General features: G+C 32.0%; 18 protein-coding genes and 2 pseudogenes. 9 read left to right on the top strand and 11 right to left on the bottom strand.

Features of this window, described 5'->3' with window-relative positions:
* The first annotated feature begins 7 nt into the window (after positions 1-7).
* From FJOH_RS18715 to FJOH_RS18675, 9 genes and pseudogenes are all read left to right on the top strand, one after another.
* Entirely contained in the window at positions 8-880 is an 873-nt protein-coding gene (locus tag FJOH_RS18715) for a tyrosine-type recombinase/integrase (RefSeq protein ID WP_012025597.1), read from the top strand.
* A gap of 97 nt (positions 881-977) precedes the next feature.
* Entirely contained in the window at positions 978-1,490 is a 513-nt protein-coding gene (locus tag FJOH_RS18710) for a Panacea domain-containing protein (protein ID WP_012025596.1), read from the top strand.
* The gene (locus FJOH_RS18705) at positions 1,487-1,939 is read left to right on the top strand and encodes a hypothetical protein (RefSeq protein WP_012025595.1); all 453 of its coding nucleotides are present in this window, start codon (positions 1,487-1,489) and stop codon (positions 1,937-1,939) included. The genes FJOH_RS18710 and FJOH_RS18705 overlap by 4 nt, the downstream gene beginning before the upstream one ends.
* 174 nt (positions 1,940-2,113) lie before the next feature.
* Positions 2,114-2,308: pseudogene (locus FJOH_RS27425) on the top strand (RHS repeat domain-containing protein); the annotation flags it as partial.
* 592 nt (positions 2,309-2,900) lie between these two features.
* Complete coding sequence (locus FJOH_RS18695) at positions 2,901-3,449, top strand: hypothetical protein (protein WP_044047879.1); 549 nt, start codon at positions 2,901-2,903, stop codon at positions 3,447-3,449.
* Positions 3,450-3,655: 206 nt separating this feature from the next.
* Positions 3,656-4,315, top strand: coding sequence for an IS1 family transposase (locus FJOH_RS18690; RefSeq protein ID WP_012025592.1), 660 nt, complete (start codon positions 3,656-3,658; stop codon positions 4,313-4,315).
* A 136-nt stretch (positions 4,316-4,451) separates the two neighbouring features.
* A complete protein-coding gene (locus FJOH_RS18685; RefSeq protein ID WP_012025591.1) occupies positions 4,452-5,144 on the top strand; it encodes a DUF4329 domain-containing protein in 693 nt (230 codons plus the stop codon).
* Positions 5,145-5,160: 16 nt separating this feature from the next.
* Entirely contained in the window at positions 5,161-5,508 is a 348-nt protein-coding gene (locus FJOH_RS26315; RefSeq protein WP_052295199.1) for a YbbC/YhhH family protein, read from the top strand.
* A gap of 244 nt (positions 5,509-5,752) precedes the next feature.
* Positions 5,753-6,085 (top strand): annotated as a pseudogene (locus tag FJOH_RS18675) (IS1-like element transposase); the annotation flags it as partial.
* Positions 6,086-6,727: 642 nt separating this feature from the next.
* Here FJOH_RS18675 and FJOH_RS18670 read toward each other — a convergent pair.
* The 11 genes from FJOH_RS18670 to FJOH_RS18620 all read right to left on the bottom strand — a co-directional run bounded on the left by FJOH_RS18670 (position 6,728) and on the right by FJOH_RS18620 (position 17,773).
* Positions 6,728-7,012 carry a hypothetical protein gene (locus FJOH_RS18670; RefSeq protein WP_012025589.1) on the bottom strand — a complete coding sequence of 95 codons (285 nt, stop codon included), beginning with the start codon at positions 7,010-7,012 and terminating at the stop codon, positions 6,728-6,730.
* A 657-nt stretch (positions 7,013-7,669) separates the two neighbouring features.
* Positions 7,670-9,415, bottom strand: coding sequence for a transcriptional regulator (locus FJOH_RS18660; RefSeq protein WP_123875706.1), 1,746 nt, complete (start codon positions 9,413-9,415; stop codon positions 7,670-7,672).
* Positions 9,416-9,683: 268 nt separating this feature from the next.
* Positions 9,684-10,856: a HEPN/Toprim-associated domain-containing protein gene (locus FJOH_RS18655; protein WP_012025587.1), complete on the bottom strand. Its 1,173-nt coding sequence runs from the start codon at positions 10,854-10,856 to the stop codon at positions 9,684-9,686.
* 114 nt (positions 10,857-10,970) lie between these two features.
* The gene (locus FJOH_RS27030) at positions 10,971-11,132 is read right to left on the bottom strand and encodes a hypothetical protein (RefSeq protein WP_159436635.1); all 162 of its coding nucleotides are present in this window, start codon (positions 11,130-11,132) and stop codon (positions 10,971-10,973) included.
* A 103-nt stretch (positions 11,133-11,235) separates the two neighbouring features.
* On the bottom strand, positions 11,236-12,378 hold the full coding sequence (locus FJOH_RS18650) for a hypothetical protein (RefSeq protein WP_012025586.1): 1,143 nt from the start codon (positions 12,376-12,378) through the stop codon (positions 11,236-11,238).
* Between the two features lie 205 nt (positions 12,379-12,583).
* On the bottom strand, positions 12,584-13,090 hold the full coding sequence (locus FJOH_RS18645) for a hypothetical protein (RefSeq protein WP_012025585.1): 507 nt from the start codon (positions 13,088-13,090) through the stop codon (positions 12,584-12,586).
* A complete protein-coding gene (locus tag FJOH_RS18640) occupies positions 13,083-13,607 on the bottom strand; it encodes a hypothetical protein (protein WP_123875705.1) in 525 nt (174 codons plus the stop codon). The genes FJOH_RS18645 and FJOH_RS18640 overlap by 8 nt, the downstream gene beginning before the upstream one ends.
* A 537-nt stretch (positions 13,608-14,144) precedes the next feature.
* A complete protein-coding gene (locus FJOH_RS18635; protein ID WP_012025583.1) occupies positions 14,145-14,918 on the bottom strand; it encodes a phospholipase D-like domain-containing protein in 774 nt (257 codons plus the stop codon).
* A 242-nt stretch (positions 14,919-15,160) separates the two neighbouring features.
* Positions 15,161-15,694 (bottom strand): hypothetical protein, encoded by a 534-nt coding sequence (locus FJOH_RS18630; protein ID WP_012025582.1) that lies wholly within the window; start codon positions 15,692-15,694, stop codon positions 15,161-15,163.
* 58 nt (positions 15,695-15,752) lie between these two features.
* Positions 15,753-16,697: a hypothetical protein gene (locus FJOH_RS18625; protein ID WP_012025581.1), complete on the bottom strand. Its 945-nt coding sequence runs from the start codon at positions 16,695-16,697 to the stop codon at positions 15,753-15,755.
* A gap of 284 nt (positions 16,698-16,981) precedes the next feature.
* Entirely contained in the window at positions 16,982-17,773 is a 792-nt protein-coding gene (locus FJOH_RS18620) for a hypothetical protein (protein WP_012025580.1), read from the bottom strand.
* Positions 17,774-17,861: the final 88 nt, after the last annotated feature.

Genomic DNA, 17,861 nt, shown 5'->3' with positions numbered 1-17,861 from the left:
CGAACCAATGGAAAATAAAAAACCTGATCTTGAAAAGTACCTAAAAGGAATACTCTCCAAATCGACAGCAGAAAGCTACATGTACACCATCAATCATTTTTTAAATACCAATCCGAAGGCTAAAAGATACCAGTACAAAGATATAGTAAGGCATATGGATAAAGTGAGCCGGAAGCAGTCCAATGTCCAGTATCGGGTAAGGATACTGTCAGCCATTAAAAAATATTATGACTATCTGGTAATGTGCGGGTATCGAAATGACCATCCCTGCAGAAAGCTTAATATCAAAATAAAAGGCAACCAGACCATTCAGGTGCAGGATCTGTTTAACTCAGACGAACTTCAGCTTTTAATGGAAAGAGAGAACCGCTACAAGCATCTTGATGTAAGAAACAGCGTTTTGATTTCCCTTTTGATTTATCAGGGGCTTGCAAGTGATGAAATTGCAAGGCTGGCTCTTAAGGATATTGATCTGGACAACGGTACAGTTTATATCAAGGGTTCTGCCAATCTCAATAAAAGAACTCTGGAACTCGTGCCTAAACAAATGATTCTGTTTCATAATTATATTAATGAAACACGTCCTTCATTATTACGTGGCAGTACAGATAAATTCATATTGACCAAGCTTGGCAGACCTATTGTCGTGAACAGCATCCTTGCCATGATTGAGCCGTTAAGAGGATTATTCCCTGACAGAAAACTAAATCCGCAGACTGTCAGAATGAGCGTGATCTGCAACTGGCTAAATGAAAAAAATATTCCTTTAGAGAGGGTTCAGGAACTTGCTGGACATAAATGGCCAGGCACGACTGAGAAATATATTAAAGTGAACAGTTCACATCAGAGGGAAATAATTAATCGATATTTCCCTTTCTAAGATTGTATATTTGTGGCATGGAATTAGCTGTTTACTTATTCTAAATTATATTTTATACCTTTGTACTCTCAACCTTACATGTAGTAATTTATCAAATATGAGAAATTTTAATTTACATAAAGAAAAAGCCGTTAATAGTCTTTTGTTTGTGACTCACCAGCTTGAAAAAGCTGATACTCATAAAACTTACAAGATTTTATACTTTGCAGATCAAAAGCATTTGCTAAAATATGGAAGACCAATTTTTGGTGATACATATGTAAAAATGCAATATGGTCCCGTTCCTTCATTTGTAAAAAATGTAGTTGATGAAGAAATAGAAGGATTGGAAGAGGTAGTAGCAAAATACCATAGATTTAATTTACAACCTTTAACAGAAGCGAACTTAGATTATTTGTCTCAGAGCGATTTAGAATGCCTTAGAGAATCAATTGAAGAAAATAAGAATTTATCATTTATTGAGTTAACAAACAAATCTCATGACGATGCTTATAATAGATCTTACTGGGTTATTAATTATCTAGATATGGCTAAAGCTATAGGTGCTGATGAAAAAACTTTAAAATATATTAATCAGCAAATGATTAATGAAAGCATTCAATTGGCATGAGTTTAGGTGATTTATTTCCAGACAATCTGAAAGAAGACTTTGCTGAACGAAATATTGATGTTGGTAATGCTTTATTAATTAAACTAGAAAACTTACAGGTCAATTATGACAAATATGTTATTTTAGTTGGTGTAAATGAAGTAGAATTGGCAGTAGCTTACGTGATTATAAATACCGATATTAATCAGAATGTTTATCCTACAGCATATTTGCAAAGCCTTCATTTGACAATTGATGTGGCAAGGCATCCTTTTTTAGAGTATGATAGTCATATAAATTGTACTGAATTAAGAGAATTTAATAAACAGGAACTTGTTGATTTTATAATTTCAAACCCTGAAAGGGTCGTTGGAAGTATTGATCCAGTTCTTTTATCAGATGTAAAAGATGCAATAAAAGGGGCAACAACGATTACGCCCATTCTCAAACGGAAATATGGCTTCGTTTAAAAATTTAAAACCCTCGATTTTGAGGGTTTTTTTATGGGTATAATCGAAAAATTATTAGGAAAATAATTAAAGTAAATCTACTTTCGTATTATGGAAAAATGCCAGAGGATGTTCTTTACATAGAGATTTTTTGCAAGGAGATATTTTTTCTTTGAAAAAAGGTTTGCAGACCCTTATAAGTATAAATACAATGGAAAGGAGCTCCAAGATGAGCTGGGGCTTAATATGTATGACTATGGGGCGCGTAATTATGACCCTGCAATTGGTCGATGGATGAACATTGATCCGTTAGCAGAGAAAATGAGAAGGCACAGCCCTTATAATTATGCATTTAATAATCCAATCTTTTTTATTGACCCCGATGGAATGGCTCCAACGGACATAATTTTTTTAGTATTTAATAAGAATGGTTCAGTAAAAGAAGAATTAAAATACAAAAATGGAAACTTTTATCATCAAGGCGGCAAAGGCGAAAGGTATAATCCAAAAGAGGGGAATGCTACTTTGAATCAAGTTTTATCTGCTTTCAGAAAAATAGAGAAATCAAATGATAATGTTATGAAAGAAAAACTTTCTACATTAGAAAATTCTAAACATAAACATTATATAAAACAGGGAGAGCCAGGCGCTAATGATAATAGTGTTTCAAGTAAATTTTATCCTGAAAATAGTCTAAAGAATTATTATTCACAACAAGATGTAAAAAATGGAAAAGGTGTAGATACTATGACAAATTTTGACTTTTCAAAAGAAAATCAAAAAGAATTTGAAAAGCAAGAAGGAGTTCCTGATTCTCCTTTTACTACAGTTGCGCATGAGATGAGTCATGCATATGATTATGACCAAGGAAAAAATGCTGATTCAGTAGGGAAAAAAAATGAAAAATCACCAACAGAAAAACGTGCTGTAGACGTCGAAAATAGAGCTAGAAAACTAATTAATTTACCACAAAGAACAACATATGGAGGCTTACCGTTTAATCTTAATTAGACTTTTATTTGTATTAATAGTGTTAACTTCTTGTTCAAAAGAAAGAGATATTAATTATTATAAAACGTATTCAATCGAAGGGAAAAAAAGTGAACCTAAGAAGCGAAACTACTATACACTGTTTTGTAAAAATAGTAGTGGACAAATATGTTTAGTTGAATCGTTTGAAATTTTTTATGTATTTAAGAAAAATAATCTAGCTGGAAAATATGATGTCTTTTATAACGATATTTTAAATGAAAAGAAATCAATGACAATAAATTCAACTGACCATGTTTGTTTTGAAATAGATAAAAAGATTGAGAATGATTATAGAGAATTAAATAGAAATGATTTTTTATTAAAATACGCATATAAGAGTACCGATAACAAAAGATATCTGATAAATAATAAATTAGTAGGTAATAATAATTTATGTGTTGCTTATTTTCTTTTTAAAAGTGGTTTCGGAATAACATTTAATGATTATTTAGGTTCTTATTATGTTGATAATTTAACAGTACATTACTTAAATGATTAACCCCACTCATCGAAGGTAATCACCTTTATTGGTAGTGTTTCAGATTAGGTGTTTTGATAATATATCCATGTAACTAACTGAAAAAGAATATTACAATTAAATTATTGAATAGAAAAAGAGACGACCATCAGGTCGTCTCTTTCATTTTTTGTCTTTTAATAAACCTTAAAATGCTTTTACCTTACCTTAGTGTTTCAAATTAGGTCATGAAAATAAAATGTAATTTTTGCAATGGTAAATGCATAAAAAATGGATTACAATCTAACGGAAATCAGCGTTATAAATGTTGTGCTTGCAAAAAAAGACAGCAGATTGAATATAGCTACAACGCTTACAAAAAGGATATCAATCAGGAAATAGTGCTGTTCACCAGAGAAGGATTAGGAATAAGAAGCACGGCAAGAATATTGAAAATATCAGCTACAACATTACTAAAAAGAATTGTTTCAATTGCTAGAAACATTACCAAGCCAATTATCAGCAAAGGTAAAACTTATGAAGTCGATGAACTTTGCACTTATATCAGACACAAGAAAAATTATATCTGGCTGGTTTATGCATTGGAAAAGAATTCTAGAACTGTTGTAAGTTTTAGCGTTGGAAAACGAACCAATAAAACGCTGAATCGTGTTTTGGAAACTTTAAAATTATCAGAAGCTAAAAAGATATTTACAGACAGATTGAAAAATTATCGATATCTGCTTGATCAGGAAATGCATTCTGTCAAGCGATTTGGGACAAATCATATTGAAAGAAAGAATCTGACGCTGAGAACTCATCTGAAAAGACTCAACCGCAGGACAATCTGCTTCAGTAAAAGTTTGGTTATTTTTACTGCTGTTATGAAGATTTATTTTTGGTTTTGAGCAATAAAACAGTAAGTTTATCCTTTAAAATCATGTTCTTAAAAGGTTTGCATTTAACAGGTAAAAACTTGTAAAAATAGTAATAAACCCTTATAAGTATAAGTTCCAAGAGCAGGAGCGTCAGGATGAGCTGGGATTGAACTGGGACAGCTTCAAGTGGAGAAATTATGATTATGCAATTGGAAGATTTATGTGTATTGACCCGTTAGCGGAGAAGTATAGTTTCCAGTCGCCATATAATTTCTCTGAAAACAGAGTTATTGATTCGAGAGAATTAGAAGGATTAGAAGCATACAGATTATTTAGAACGGAAAAGGAGGCGGCTAATAATTGGGGACAGCAATATAGTGGTAAATCGATTCGTGAAAATAAAGAATTTGGTTCAACGATTGGAAAGAGCATTGATGCTAAGGGCAATGTTGGATATTCCTATGCCCCGCCAGCTCCTGGCGATAATGATGGTGTTACAATTAGTGATGCACCAGAAGGGACAACGCCAACTGCTGATATACACGCTCACGGAGCATATGATTCAGAATATTTTAATAATGATTTTTCTCGTGGAGACAAAAAAGGCAATGACAATACAGGACTGAATGGCTACTTAACAACTCCAAGTGGAACTCTTCAAAAATATAACCCTAAAACTAAGGCAATAACAATTGTAAATGAGACACAAGCAAGTGACCCAAAAGACCCTGATAGAAAAAATAACATTTCCCCAAATGAAAAGAAGACTGAAAAGCCAACTTCGGATAGTAAACAAAAAACAAATACTAATGTTTGGCCAGAAATTAAGCCTTTAATTCCAACAATTCCAGCAAAATAAATTTAAAATCTAAAATATGAAAAAGCATAATGTAGTATTAGTGGTTTTTTTATTAATATTCTTTAATTCATTCTCCCAAGAGAAAACCAAGTCACAAAAGGTAATAAAATGTGAAGCAGAAAAACCTAATTTGGTATTTAAGGATTTAGTTCCTGATAAAGAAACTGCAATAAAAATAGCTGAAGCTATTTTAGTGCCTATATATGGTAAAAAGATTTATAAACAGAGACCGTTTGTAGCAACGTTGAAGTCACCAAATGTGTGGGCTATAGAAGGAACATTACATACAACAAAAGGTGGTGTTGCTTACATAGAGATACAGAAGAAAGATTGTAAAATATTGAAAGTTTATCATGAAAAATGATAAAGTAAAATAGTTATAACATAGCTTGATAATTTGTTCAAAGCCATTCCATAACGGAGTGGCTTTTTGGTAGTGTTTCAGATTAGGTGTTTTGATAATATATCCATGTAACTAACTGAAAAAGAATATTACAATTAAATTATTGAATAGAAATAGAGACGACCATCAGGTCGTCTCTTTCATTTTTTGTCTTTTAATAATCCTTAAAATGCTTTTACCTTACCTTAGTGTTTCAAATTAGGTCATGAAAATAAAATGTAATTTTTGCAATGGTAAATGCATAAAAAATGGATTACAATCTAACGGAAATCAGCGTTATAAATGTTGTGTTTGCAAAAAAAGACAGCAGATTGAATATAGCTACAACGCTTACAAAAAGGATATCAATCAGGAAATAGTGCTGTTCACCAGAGAAGGATTAGGAATAAGAAGCACGGCAAGAATATTGAAAATATCAGCTACAACATTACTAAAAGGAATTGTTTCAATTGCCAGAAACATTACCAAGCCAATTATCAGCAAAGGTAAAACTTATAAAGTCGATGAACTTTGCACTTATATCAGACACAAGAAAAATGGGTAAAGATGGATTTTAAAGAGCCGTACAATAGTGGCAATTTTAAACTGAATACCCATGATAAAAATTTTTTAATACAGTTTCGAACTTGATCTTCTTAGGGCTTGATTTTACTATGCTTATCGTTTCCTAAAACTGCAGGTGCCACGATTTTGCGACAAAATTTAAATTACTAAACATTTATAAAAAACGGTTCTAGTTTTTGCACCCAAAAAATAGCAGCTCCGTTTTTAAACAAGAAAATAAATGATGCTTTTCTGGTTTCTGTTTTTTTTAGGGATGTAGTTTATACAGCCGTATTCATTTAAATCCTTTATGCACCTGTGATACGTGGCAGAGGAGTTTTTTTTACATCATAAGTGGCTGGATTTATAGAACAGCGGTCAGGTGATCAGGGGGCAGGTTATATTATTTTAGGTTTAAATGTTGTTTTTCAGGAGCTTTTCCCGCTATCCGCTCTAATCTTCTGCGCCGAACCCCGGCGCAAAAGGATTTCTGCTGCACACGAGCGAAGCGAACTGGCGAAGCAATCGGGGCTAAAAAGTTAAATAGACAATTTGGAATAAGCCAATTTCTGACCTCAATGGAACAACAGACAATAGTAAAAGTTATTTTTCCAGCCAAAAAATAGCAGCTCCACTTTTAAACAAGAAAATAAATGACGCTTTTCTGGTTTCTATTTTTTTTTGGGATGTAGTTTATATAGCCGTATTCATTTAAATCCTTTATGCACCTGTGATAGGTGACAGGGCCGGTTATTTTGGCTATTTTCATAATTTCATGCCTGTATGCTTTGATAGGATTGATATTGCCTTGATTTGCTCTGAATTGAAGCAGTGCCTCAAAAATTCCAATATGGGTAATGCTGATGCGCTGGTCTTTTTCTATTGATCTAAAGAATTCAGTTAAAGGGTTTAATTGTTCCATCACTGCTGTATTTTAGATTTTATTCCACTGTCATAAAAATGAATTTTAATGATTGTTATTTACTTGCGTTTTTTTTCTGAAACGGTACCAGTGCGGCTTATTTTGGCCGGCTTTGTGCAGGCAGTAAGCTTGCTAGGGAATATAACAATACTATAGTAAATCTTTTATTTGTGCGCCAATAGGCTTTGAATCAGCTGTTTTACTTTTACTGATGCTGTTTTATTATAGCTTAGAATCAGCTGATTTAGTTTTAGGCTGGATGAATCCCGTATCGGTAACTGCCCGGGGAAACTGCTTTGGAATGATTATCGTCGTTGATTGTGTATACTATTATTTTTTAGGAGCTTTTTCCCGCTGTTCGCTTCAATCTTTTGTGCCGAACACCGGCACAAAAGGATTTCCACTGCCATCGGGGCTAGTGTTGTATCGCACAACGTTCTGGTATTACGCCATATAATGTCTGCTTTTTTTATTTTTATAATTTCTGCTAACATATTGTTAGTAAAGCGCGTTTGAGACTAAAACAAGCCCATTATTCTGATTTGCCACCCGAGCGTAGAGAACCGGCGAAGCAAATCTTCCAAATAAAAAATACTAATTTCAATTTAAACCTAATGCCTAAATTGCTTGTAGCGCGTTTTAGCTGTAGTATTTATTTTAGATTAGCTTATTTATATATTCATTAACAAATGATGGAACTTTTTTGAAATTGGTTTTATTGAATTCTTTAGCTATAAAATCGGAAAAAGAAATAGAAGTTTCTAAATATTTCTGTTCCAACTCTTTCTGGTTTTTACATATTCTAGGTTTTTTAAATTCGAAATATTTATTAATCATAATTTCCAATCCATATATTCCTCTTTTTTTAAAATGCTCTTGATACAAAATTAAAGTATCAATATTAATAATTACTAGCTCATTAATTTTAAATTGTTCACTTTTATTGAAAGCCTTTTCTAATTCTTTTTTAAACCATATATTGATTAATCGGTTAAGTTCGGGTGTGTCAAATTGTCTGTCGTGAACCACTAGTATTGGATAGAAATTTAAAAATTCTGTTTTGTAATTAGTATCAATTTTGTCATAATATTTGTCCAAAACTCGTCTAATATTTTCAATTATTTGTAAGATTGCTTTTTTACTGATATTGTTGTTTTTTTCAATTTTTAAAAATTTCTCTTTTAAACATTTAGAGAGTATAGAATAATCTCTGGAATGTTTTTCGTTTCCTTTTAAGATTACATCTTTGCTTTCAAAAATTAGCACTTTATTTTTGAATCTTACATAATAATCAGGCTCGGATGAATATTTCATTTTTTTGAAATCTTCACCTTTAATTTTACTCCATTTAGGATTATTAGGAAAACAATTGTATAAAGCGTTATAGAGTAGTGTTTGTTCAGAAAAATTGTCACAATAGGTCGCTCTAAAATCTTTTAGTTGATATTCTTCTTTAACTTCTTTATTAATTTTTAAACTGAATTCAAAGACTAGACTTTTAAAAATTCTTTCGACTAAAAATAATTTGTTAATTATGATGAAGGTTTCATCATTGATTTTTAAAATTGGATTACTCCTTAAGTGTATAAAATCCGGAAGTTCTTCGTATTCAAGAGGAATTGTAAATAAACTTAAAAAAGTTGTACTTGTATCAAAGTTTTCATCTCTATCAAGCCTAAACTCCGAATACGTTTCATCATTATGATCGAGAATAGGTAAAATTAGATTTAATAAATTCATTATCCATTCAGTCCAAGTTTTGCAATTATATTTAGAAAGAAATAAAGAAAGATGATTTTTAAGTTTATTGTCTTTTTCAATAAATTGAAAAAAATCAATCGATTTTATGAGCTGAACTAAAAAAACTTCCTGAAGAATATAATTTTGTAAATCATAATCATGATATAAAAGTGTAATTAAAGAAGCACTTAATTTCTCTTCTGAACCATCGATAGGTAAGTTTTTTTGTCCTGCTACTTCAATTTTATCCTGTTCAGAATTTAATAAAAGATATGATTTAAATAATCTTAATTCAAAGTCATTAGGGCTAATTATTTCTTCAGTATTTGTATCTGCTTTTTCTGTAATGTATGTTAATAAATTTAAACTGCTAATAATGTTTAGAATAGAAGTGTTGCTTTTTGTTTTTGGGATTAATTGTGCTTGTATGTTTTTATCATTAAACCAATTACTAATTGTATCAACTGCATTTTTTTCTGATTTAGTCCTGTTTATTAAATAACTTACAGCTCTTAATAAATCCATTTTTCCTAATGGAGCAAGTAAGTCTTCTATGGTATCATTTTGATTAAAATATGTTGAATAATTTAATCGAAGTGTCATTTTTGTCATTTTTTTAAGATTACACTTAGCTGATTTATTCAAGCCATAAAATGGCACCAATACGATTTTTTTAGTAGGTTTTTTGTAATTGATAAGCTTTTTAGCGAATATAAGAATAATATACTAAATCTCTTAGGTGATTGTGTAGACTATTATTTTTTAGGTTTAACATTATTTTTAGGAGCTCTTTCCGTTATACGTTGCAATCTTTTGCGCCGAACCCCGGTGCAAAAGGATTTCCACTGCTATCGGGGCTAGAAAATTCAATCGATTTTTACTAGTACTTTCTTTGTCTTATCTGTAGATTAGGTTGAAACTTGGTTCTTATTTATTGTTGAAACGCTTGAAATATATTCGTTAAAATTAAATCAATACCTGAAAAATCAGAAACTGTATTTGATTTCAATTTGTTCCTAAACGTATCTTGGACATAACTTTTTTCAGAAATTTCACCCTGATATTTTTTTTCTTTTTCGTTATAAGCTTTCCAATGGATAGGAATTAACTTTCCTTCTTTGGTAAGAGTATCTATCCCAAAATACATTTCTATACCACAAGCCAAACTGTTGACATTCATTGTTTTTAAACCTGTAGGGCCTATAGATGGATATTTCTTTGCATATGGTAAGTCTGGAAATTTTAAAATTTTAAAATTGCTGTTCATTGAAATAGATTTTAGTCTTTTCATTTCCATAATACCTGTAGTGTCATTGTCAAATAGTGCGATAATTGGATGCTTGACATTTGATGCAGCAAGTGCAATTACTAATTTTACCAATGCTGATGCATTGCTTTCTACTTTATATTCATCAAAATCAATAAAATGATAATAAGGATATAAGTGAGGGTATAATTTTTGAAGTGAACCGCTAATAAACTCTACGTCTGTTTTACCTTCTGTCAAAACCAATATTTTCTCAAGATTAATATCTTCCGACACATTGTCTTTAATCCAGCCGCCATCCATGATATCGGTTAAATCATATTCAACAACCGAATCCTGGGGAACACAGCTCAATATAGAGTATAAATGGCTTGCCGTTGTTTGTCCATAAATGCCTAACTCACCCGTAATGAGGCTCTCTCGAAAGTTGGTATAAAGCTGGTCATAATGAACTTCCCCTTTTTTAATTATATCTGAAATTTCATCTAGATAATTTTTGAAAGAAAATTTTGACAGCGGGAAGCTATAAAAAAAATCATCAGCCGCAATTTTTTTTGCTATTGGGAATTCTCTTTTTGCTTTTTGAATAGTCATACCCAGTATTTCAAGTCTTTGTTTGCATATTGCGACGGTCTGCTGATAGCCTTTAAATTGATAGCTTCCTTTATCTCTTTTATATGCCTCGCCCCATACCAATTTATTTCTTGAAGAATTTTTTCTCACTTCTTTAATGAAATCTTCAGGAAGGAAAATCAAGTTTGCTATTTCTTGATAGTAACCATTTTTATAGCTGAATAGCGGATAGTCGGCAATTGTTAATTGTGAAATTGATCCCATTGTATTTAATTATTGACTGAATAAATCTATTTTATCTTTTCTTTCTCAATGATATTTTTTTAAAGTGTTTTGCTTTGTGAAAACTGACGTTCTGGTATTACAGCAGGTTTGAGGTCAATTAAGTCCTGTTTTCGGATTTGATACAGAAACTCCTGTCCACACCGCCGTCTCTTCCGGATTTGAAAATCTCCACCTTTTTTTCACTTCTTTCTCCATGACAGAAGCTGCATAAGATTTAGATTCCCAGTCATTTAATTTTGAAGAATCATATTTCATGTTGTGTGTTTGTTTTACTCAAATTAAAGGATAAATAATTTTTCGATTCTATTACGGCTTTTCCTAAGATAAGATTTTGCGGCAGAAAATCGGATACTGTTTATTATTTAGTCCACTTCCTTTCTTCCAGTTTGCTTAACTTTAGTAAATAAGTTAAATGAGAATTATTTTGGATTTCCTTTATCTTGAAATGTTCTTCAATAATTTCCTGAGTTATTTTTGGCGATTTAAGATGGCCGCCAACAAAACCTAAAACAGCGGCAGGTAAATTAACAAGACTTAAGGTTCCTGCTGCGATTGTTGAAAAAACACCATTATTCAAGATTGTTAAAAGCTTTTTGAATCTTAAATTTCGAGCTTTAAGTAATTCATTTCTTAATTTATTGATTTCTGGATTGATTTTAGTATCCATAAGATATAGTAAATCAATTTCTTCGCCTGATCTGATTAATTCAGCTTCCAGTTTGTTTATTTCAATGATGTAATTTTGGTAAATCTGTTCTGTTTCCTTTCTAAATGAAAGTATTTCCTTAAAGTGAATTTGTTCCAAAGCCTGGTCGGACAAAAACATTTCCATAATATTTAAGCCTAATTTTTTAGCATTACTTTTTTTTCCTGAATAGCCGCTATCCGAGATTCTTATTTTTATGGCTTGGTCATAATAAGGAGAAATTGAAATTGGACTTGCGGACTCAATATTGCATCCATGAAGGATAGCTGTCGTTTTCAGTGAGAATTCCCAAAGCATGGTTCTAAAGGCTCTTAATGCATCTTCAAGAGTTTCTAAAGCAAAGAAATTTTCAACATCCGCTTCTTGTAATTCGCTTAAATCTGTTTCAAGTATTAATTGCTGATTTTTAGAAATCCATTCAATTAAATTTTTATGGCCTTGAACATTGTTATTTTTTCCAGTACTGTCTAACAGCCAGTAGTCAAACCAGCCTGTTAAAATTGCTCCGATAACCACTTTTTTAAATTCGGCGTTGTTCTGGTCGATTTGAAAATACTGTCTGTAAAAATTTGAATGAAATACTGACGTCGGCGGTTCAATGGTTTTGATTGTAACGACTTCATTTGTAAGCTGGTCTTCAAATCCTCTTATATTTGAATGCACTCCCACAGTACCTACATTTTTGGCCAATGAAATTGAAGGGCGATCGATAAATGAAATATTATTGCCAACAAGCATTAGTTTTTTTAATGTTATTCCATCTATACTCGAACTATCTGAAAAGATTAAATTCATATTAAAGCTATTATGGATTGTATTATTTTTTTATATACTTATGTCTCTGCTTTTAGTTCCTTTGAACATCACCATCGAAGATAATTGGCGCCATTTGTCCCGTTTTAAGCCCTTATTGGATAAAATGCCACAAAATTTTGGGAAGATTAAAACAGATTGTGTCTTTCAAGTAGCAGATGTGCTATGGTTATCTTAAAATCTGGGTTTAGTAATACAGTGGTTTTGGATCAAACTTCAATGTGTTTATTTCTTCTATAATCTGATCAATTAAAATTCCGTTTCTATCCAATAAAACTTTGTTTTCTCTTAGATCTGAAAATTGATTGTCTTTTGGTATGCTATTTTTTCTATCTGTAGGGAAAGATACTAGATGAAATGATTTATTATAAGGATCACTTATATTAGTCTTGTCAAATGAGAAAAATCCTTGTTTTGCAAATTTATCAAATGTCCTGGTATATTCATCACTTTCAAATGATTCGTTTAAAAGACGTTCAGGAGCATAAACTATCTCTTCAAGCTTTTTGTTTCTTTCGATCTCGAAATTATAAAGATGTTCTTGTTCAAAGTGGCTGTATATCAAAAAGTTATTTATCGTTAAGTTCAACATATATACAGGTAGTTTAGCCCCGCCTGTGGCAATATGAATCCTAAATTCAGGTAGAAAGATAAATAGATCATGATCATATCCTAATGATGTGTTTCTAAACATTTCCAAAAATATATACACAGTTATTACATCTCTTTATGGTCTGCATCGTTCTAGGCCTGTATGCCTTTGTAAATTCAATGTCCGAAATATTAGTTATGCGATTTTTTTTATTAATAGCATATGATGCTTTCACTTCTGCACATTTACCGACAAAATTACGCTTTCCCTTTATTATATTTTTGTTGCTTCTTCGTCCGATTTGTCCTATTTTTTTTAATTTGTTAAACAGTGGCATAAACACTCCGTAGTTCAACAGATAGCCGTGCGATGTTCCATAGGCGCCTATATTAAAATATTTTGCGCCTATAGCGCAGGCTGTAAAAGTGTTATAATCTATAAAAACCATCTTTCGTTTTTTTGATTTCGAATTTAAATATTCGTTTATACGTAATTGTTCAATTGCTTTTACGTATTGTTTTAGCTGTGTTTTAAGGTTGTTTTCAATTACGCTGATATTATCAGTTGTTGTGTAGAAATCGAGTTTCTTGTTTAAATTTTGATTAATTAAATCGATCAATTGATCTATATCTGTCTGCAAATTACTTTATTTTAATATTTATTATTCAAAAATGTTTAATGGCCGTGAAATTCCTGTTGTCTTCTGCAGCACTTATAAGTGATCCGCAAGATCATTGATTTGTAAAGCCACTCATAAAAATTCAGTTTGCTTATTATTTGATGAATTTTTTATTTTCCAAAAGCATCTGACGGAATATCTGCTTATGGCATAAGCGGCCAATATTTGATTTAGTACAAAAATCTATTTTCTTTTGTATAAATCAGCAAGTAATAATACTTGATTTTTAGTATAATAAATTTGCAATGTAGTATAGATTGTTTGGTTAAATATAATTTCTGTATTCAGATTAAAAGAATCCTTCTTTTCATCTTTGTTTTTCATTTCAAAATAGTAATATTTCAAAGAAAAAAGGAATGAAAAAAACAGGGATCCAGCTTATTCCCGTGCCAGAGAAATCATTCCAGATTTAAAACCATTCTTCCATTAGGCAAATTGCCCTGATCCACTGTAACAGCTCTTAAATGCTTGGCAGGATTATAGATGATATTGCTTCATTAGGTTCAGACAGAAATCTACCTGCCTAGGTTCAAATAGGCTTTGAAACCGCTCTTGTGAAACTAAGTATTCCAGAGATAGGTCTACGCGATGCGGAATGGGTTCCTGAAGTTTTCTAAATCCAGATTTCATATCGCCGGTCTGAATTTCATCATTGATTAATCGTTTTACGAATTCAACGCCGCCGCCATCTTTCTGCATTCTTTGCAGCAGTCCGGTATAGTCAAATTGTATATTTGCTTTTAGCGAATTGTTAATTGAATTCTTAACAGCTTCTTCAAATTCTTCGCGAAGCAGTATTTCGCTTTCGTCCAGTTCTGAAATAACAGCAATTGGATTTGCAATTCGTTGTCTGAAATTATTAAGTTCTTCAAAGTCTGCAATCGAAACAGCTCTTACGCGATGTGACAAATATTGAAATTGAAGCTGAAACTTTTTCAGCAGCGCTGTATCTTCTTCAACAGATTTATCGAGTGTGATGATAAAAATATTTTCCTCACTGCTCCGCGCTCCATATGACCAATTGTATGAGCCATTGATTATAAAGCGATCATCAATGATTGCAAACTTATTATGCATGAATGGCTTTGTAATTCCGATTGATAAAACCCCAGCGTATTTTAAATACTCTTTTAATTTAGCTATCCGGACATAATTTTCTTTTGCATCACTGATAATAATCTGAACATTTACACCAGAAATTTTCTTTAGTGTGATTTCTCGGATAATATCCTCATCAGTCAGCCATGCCACCGCTATTTTAATTTCTGTTTCAGCTTTTAAGATCGTTTTGATTATTTCAGCTTTTATGTTTTTAAAATAAACCTGTAATTCCAGCTGGAGTTTTTTTTATTGGATTGCTTATAACATCTTGGCCCTTAGCGATGTTGGGGAGTAAAGATTCGAATTTTTTGATTATGCATAATTTTACCAATTGATGACCATAGTAAACTCAGCATAAAAGCTCAATCCCGTCACACAAATATTGACCAGCATTATTGTAACCTCTTCACTGAAGCAATAAACAAATCTTTAAATCTTTTGAGCAATAACTCATTTTGTTCTACAGCATTTATTAAGCCAGCGGCTTCATTTATAGATTGAACACGTTCAAAGAAATTAATTTCCCGCTCTATAAAAGTGATCTCATTAAGTATTTGCATATAATCTAAATCAATAATCGGATTTAGCAGGTAGGTGTAATTCAATGATTCAATGATTTGGTCAGGAGGGAAAACCCAGCCTTTATATTTTTTGGTTAACTCTTGATAAACTTTGTTGGGAATTCTAACTCCATGATATCCATCATGCGCTTTCCCACTTTTGTTAATTGCAAATATCTGGTCTTGTCCGTCATATACGTGTAAATGGTATTCTCCTGGTTGGCTGTGCGGTTGATGTTTGATAACAGAATAAGTTCCGATTAAAGGAGTTCCTTTGCTTTTTGCTTCAAATAGCAATTCGGATTTGCTGTCATGATAACTAACCGTGATTAAGAAGCCATCCACTTGAAATGATTCATGCCTCATAAGTTTTATTTTATAGATTAATTGTAATATTGTTTATAACGGCTTTTAGCTTTGTACTTTATTCTTCAAGTTCTGTTACTAACTTTCTAACAAAACTTTTAACATTATTCATTAACTGATTAATATCATCCTTTTTAATTTCAAATTTATTGCCTCCTTTTGTAAATCCGTTTCTATGAACTAAATCATGACGAGTAAGGACAGACTTATAAATTTCTGAAAAGTCAGGAAAATTTATCTTAAATGTATCTCTATACATATTTCGGACTATCGGTAAATTATGATAGATGGTATCCAGCATAACTTTTTGTGCAATATTTTCTATTTCGTCATATTTGTCAAATATCTCTCTTATTTCAAATTTTTGGTTTTTAAATTCTGGATGAGAGCATATAAATCTCTTAAGGTTTTCATTAGAATCGAAAGTTCGGTTTATGAAAGAACTGGCAAGATAGGTCTCAAGAGTGCCAATAATGGATATGAATATTTGGCGATAAAGAATATCTTGCAATTTTAAGTTTGGAACTTCTAATGTCAGTAATGATTCTAAGTTTTCAATTTCATCATAGAAATTTTTAGAATAATCATTATTTTCTGTTATTGCTTCGAATTCAACGTCATAATCGTACCTGTCATCAAATTCCCAAGGTTCCAAATAAACAGTTAAGTCCTTATCCAGGCCTTTTACTTTCTGCAGTATTGAATGAGGATTGCTGTGATTGAAAACTATTCTATAGTTGTATAATAAGCCTTCATCACTTTCATTTGTTTCTATAGTGTAATCAAGCTGGCATAGCTCCGTATAGTTAATACCTAATTTCGGTGCAAGATGCGCTTCATCTTCACGTTCTCCCATTGCGATGTGCACATCACTCCAATATCCTATATTTATTTTTTTATATTTTTTTTTAAGTCTGCATTTAATGTCAGCGGGTTTGGGAATGGATTTAGCCGAATCTCTAGATCTTCTCCCCAAGTTATACCGAACACGCGAAGAAATCATCCCCAATACAAAACCGTTTTTTCTATTAGCCGGTTACCAAAATTCTTTGCAAAAGCTGTTGAGGCAGCCTATTGTGAGAAGTAGCCTCCTTCTCCGATAGGCGACCAAATACTAAAACTCACAAATTTGTTTTGTCTTTTTTCAGCCGGAATTTTTTTAACGTAGTTTGGAATTGCGGTATTTCTAAGGTTTTTCGATGCTAGATAGACTAGTGTCATTTCTACTACATAAATTAAATTATCAATCACAAGACTTAAGAATTCACTTAGCGAAGTTCTATCTAATTATACCTTTTTATGGTTTAACTCAATGGTTGGGGCAATAATATCCCCATTCACCTGCAATTGGTAATCAATAGCTTTTGTATGGTCTAATCGATGATCAAATCCGTTCCTTAATTCTCGTAAAATCTGCATGAAGCCAGACGCAGTTTCTAGCAGTTTTACAAAGCCGTCATTCTCCCCGTAAAGCTTTTTTATTTCTAGATAAAGATTAGGAAAGTGAGACTGTTTAGTTAACTTTAACTCAGGATAAACTCGAGTAATAATGTCAATGAGAAGCTGCTCTACATGATCGGCTTTTTGAAATATTGTTTTGCATCTTGATTCCAGATTCACAATCGATGGCAGTTTGTATGGCGCTTTTTCTTGTTTTCGTATTTCGTACTCTGCTGACGCATCGTTTTCGCTTTGCTGATATTCTGAAATTTCTTTTTCAAGAATGTAAATTTCCGAGAGCATGTCAATCATTAGGCTGATGATAATATTACAGTCAACAGCTGCCATAATGTATTCAGGTTTAAAAAGACCGATTGCTGTTAAAAGCGTGCGTGAAACGATTTCCGACTCTGTACCCCGGTCAATTATGATCTTTTGAATCATAGGGGGTAAATTAGCATTTTTCCTTTCCGGATCAATGCTGTCTGCAGTAACAATTTCATATATTGCTCTTTCTTTTATGACTAATAATCGTCCTGCGATATTCTTCATTTCCATGATAGCGCCGTCGTGCTCGGAGCCGACAGTAGTGTGTCCACCTGAATTTCTTATTCTGTCAATATCGCTTTTTTCTTTCATTATTAAGATTTCAGTTTAATTTCGACTTAGCCTTATTTTGTAAAAAAACTTAGTGTGATTGGAACCAAATGCAGAAAAGCATTGCTCT

Source organism: Flavobacterium johnsoniae UW101, from assembly GCF_000016645.1.
Classification (GTDB): domain Bacteria; phylum Bacteroidota; class Bacteroidia; order Flavobacteriales; family Flavobacteriaceae; genus Flavobacterium; species Flavobacterium johnsoniae.
The sequence above is the reverse complement of the archived record's forward strand: the minus strand, read 5'-3'. Positions and strand labels throughout refer to the sequence as shown.

Coding starts and splice junctions, on each gene's coding strand:
- FJOH_RS18655 (WP_012025587.1), bottom strand. CDS start 10,856: ATGGGATCAATTTCACAATTAACAATTGCCGACTATCCGCTATTCAGC.
- FJOH_RS18690 (WP_012025592.1), top strand. CDS start 3,656: ATGAAAATAAAATGTAATTTTTGCAATGGTAAATGCATAAAAAATGGA.
- FJOH_RS18620 (WP_012025580.1), bottom strand. CDS start 17,773: ATGAAAGAAAAAAGCGATATTGACAGAATAAGAAATTCAGGTGGACAC.
- FJOH_RS18650 (WP_012025586.1), bottom strand. CDS start 12,378: ATGAATTTAATCTTTTCAGATAGTTCGAGTATAGATGGAATAACATTA.
- FJOH_RS18715 (WP_012025597.1), top strand. CDS start 8: ATGGAAAATAAAAAACCTGATCTTGAAAAGTACCTAAAAGGAATACTC.
- FJOH_RS18695 (WP_044047879.1), top strand. CDS start 2,901: ATGGAGGCTTACCGTTTAATCTTAATTAGACTTTTATTTGTATTAATA.
- FJOH_RS18710 (WP_012025596.1), top strand. CDS start 978: ATGAGAAATTTTAATTTACATAAAGAAAAAGCCGTTAATAGTCTTTTG.
- FJOH_RS18645 (WP_012025585.1), bottom strand. CDS start 13,090: ATGTTTAGAAACACATCATTAGGATATGATCATGATCTATTTATCTTT.
- FJOH_RS18705 (WP_012025595.1), top strand. CDS start 1,487: ATGAGTTTAGGTGATTTATTTCCAGACAATCTGAAAGAAGACTTTGCT.
- FJOH_RS26315 (WP_052295199.1), top strand. CDS start 5,161: ATGAAAAAGCATAATGTAGTATTAGTGGTTTTTTTATTAATATTCTTT.
- FJOH_RS18625 (WP_012025581.1), bottom strand. CDS start 16,697: ATGATTTCTTCGCGTGTTCGGTATAACTTGGGGAGAAGATCTAGAGAT.
- FJOH_RS18670 (WP_012025589.1), bottom strand. CDS start 7,012: ATGGAACAATTAAACCCTTTAACTGAATTCTTTAGATCAATAGAAAAA.
- FJOH_RS27030 (WP_159436635.1), bottom strand. CDS start 11,132: ATGAAATATGATTCTTCAAAATTAAATGACTGGGAATCTAAATCTTAT.
- FJOH_RS18630 (WP_012025582.1), bottom strand. CDS start 15,694: ATGAGGCATGAATCATTTCAAGTGGATGGCTTCTTAATCACGGTTAGT.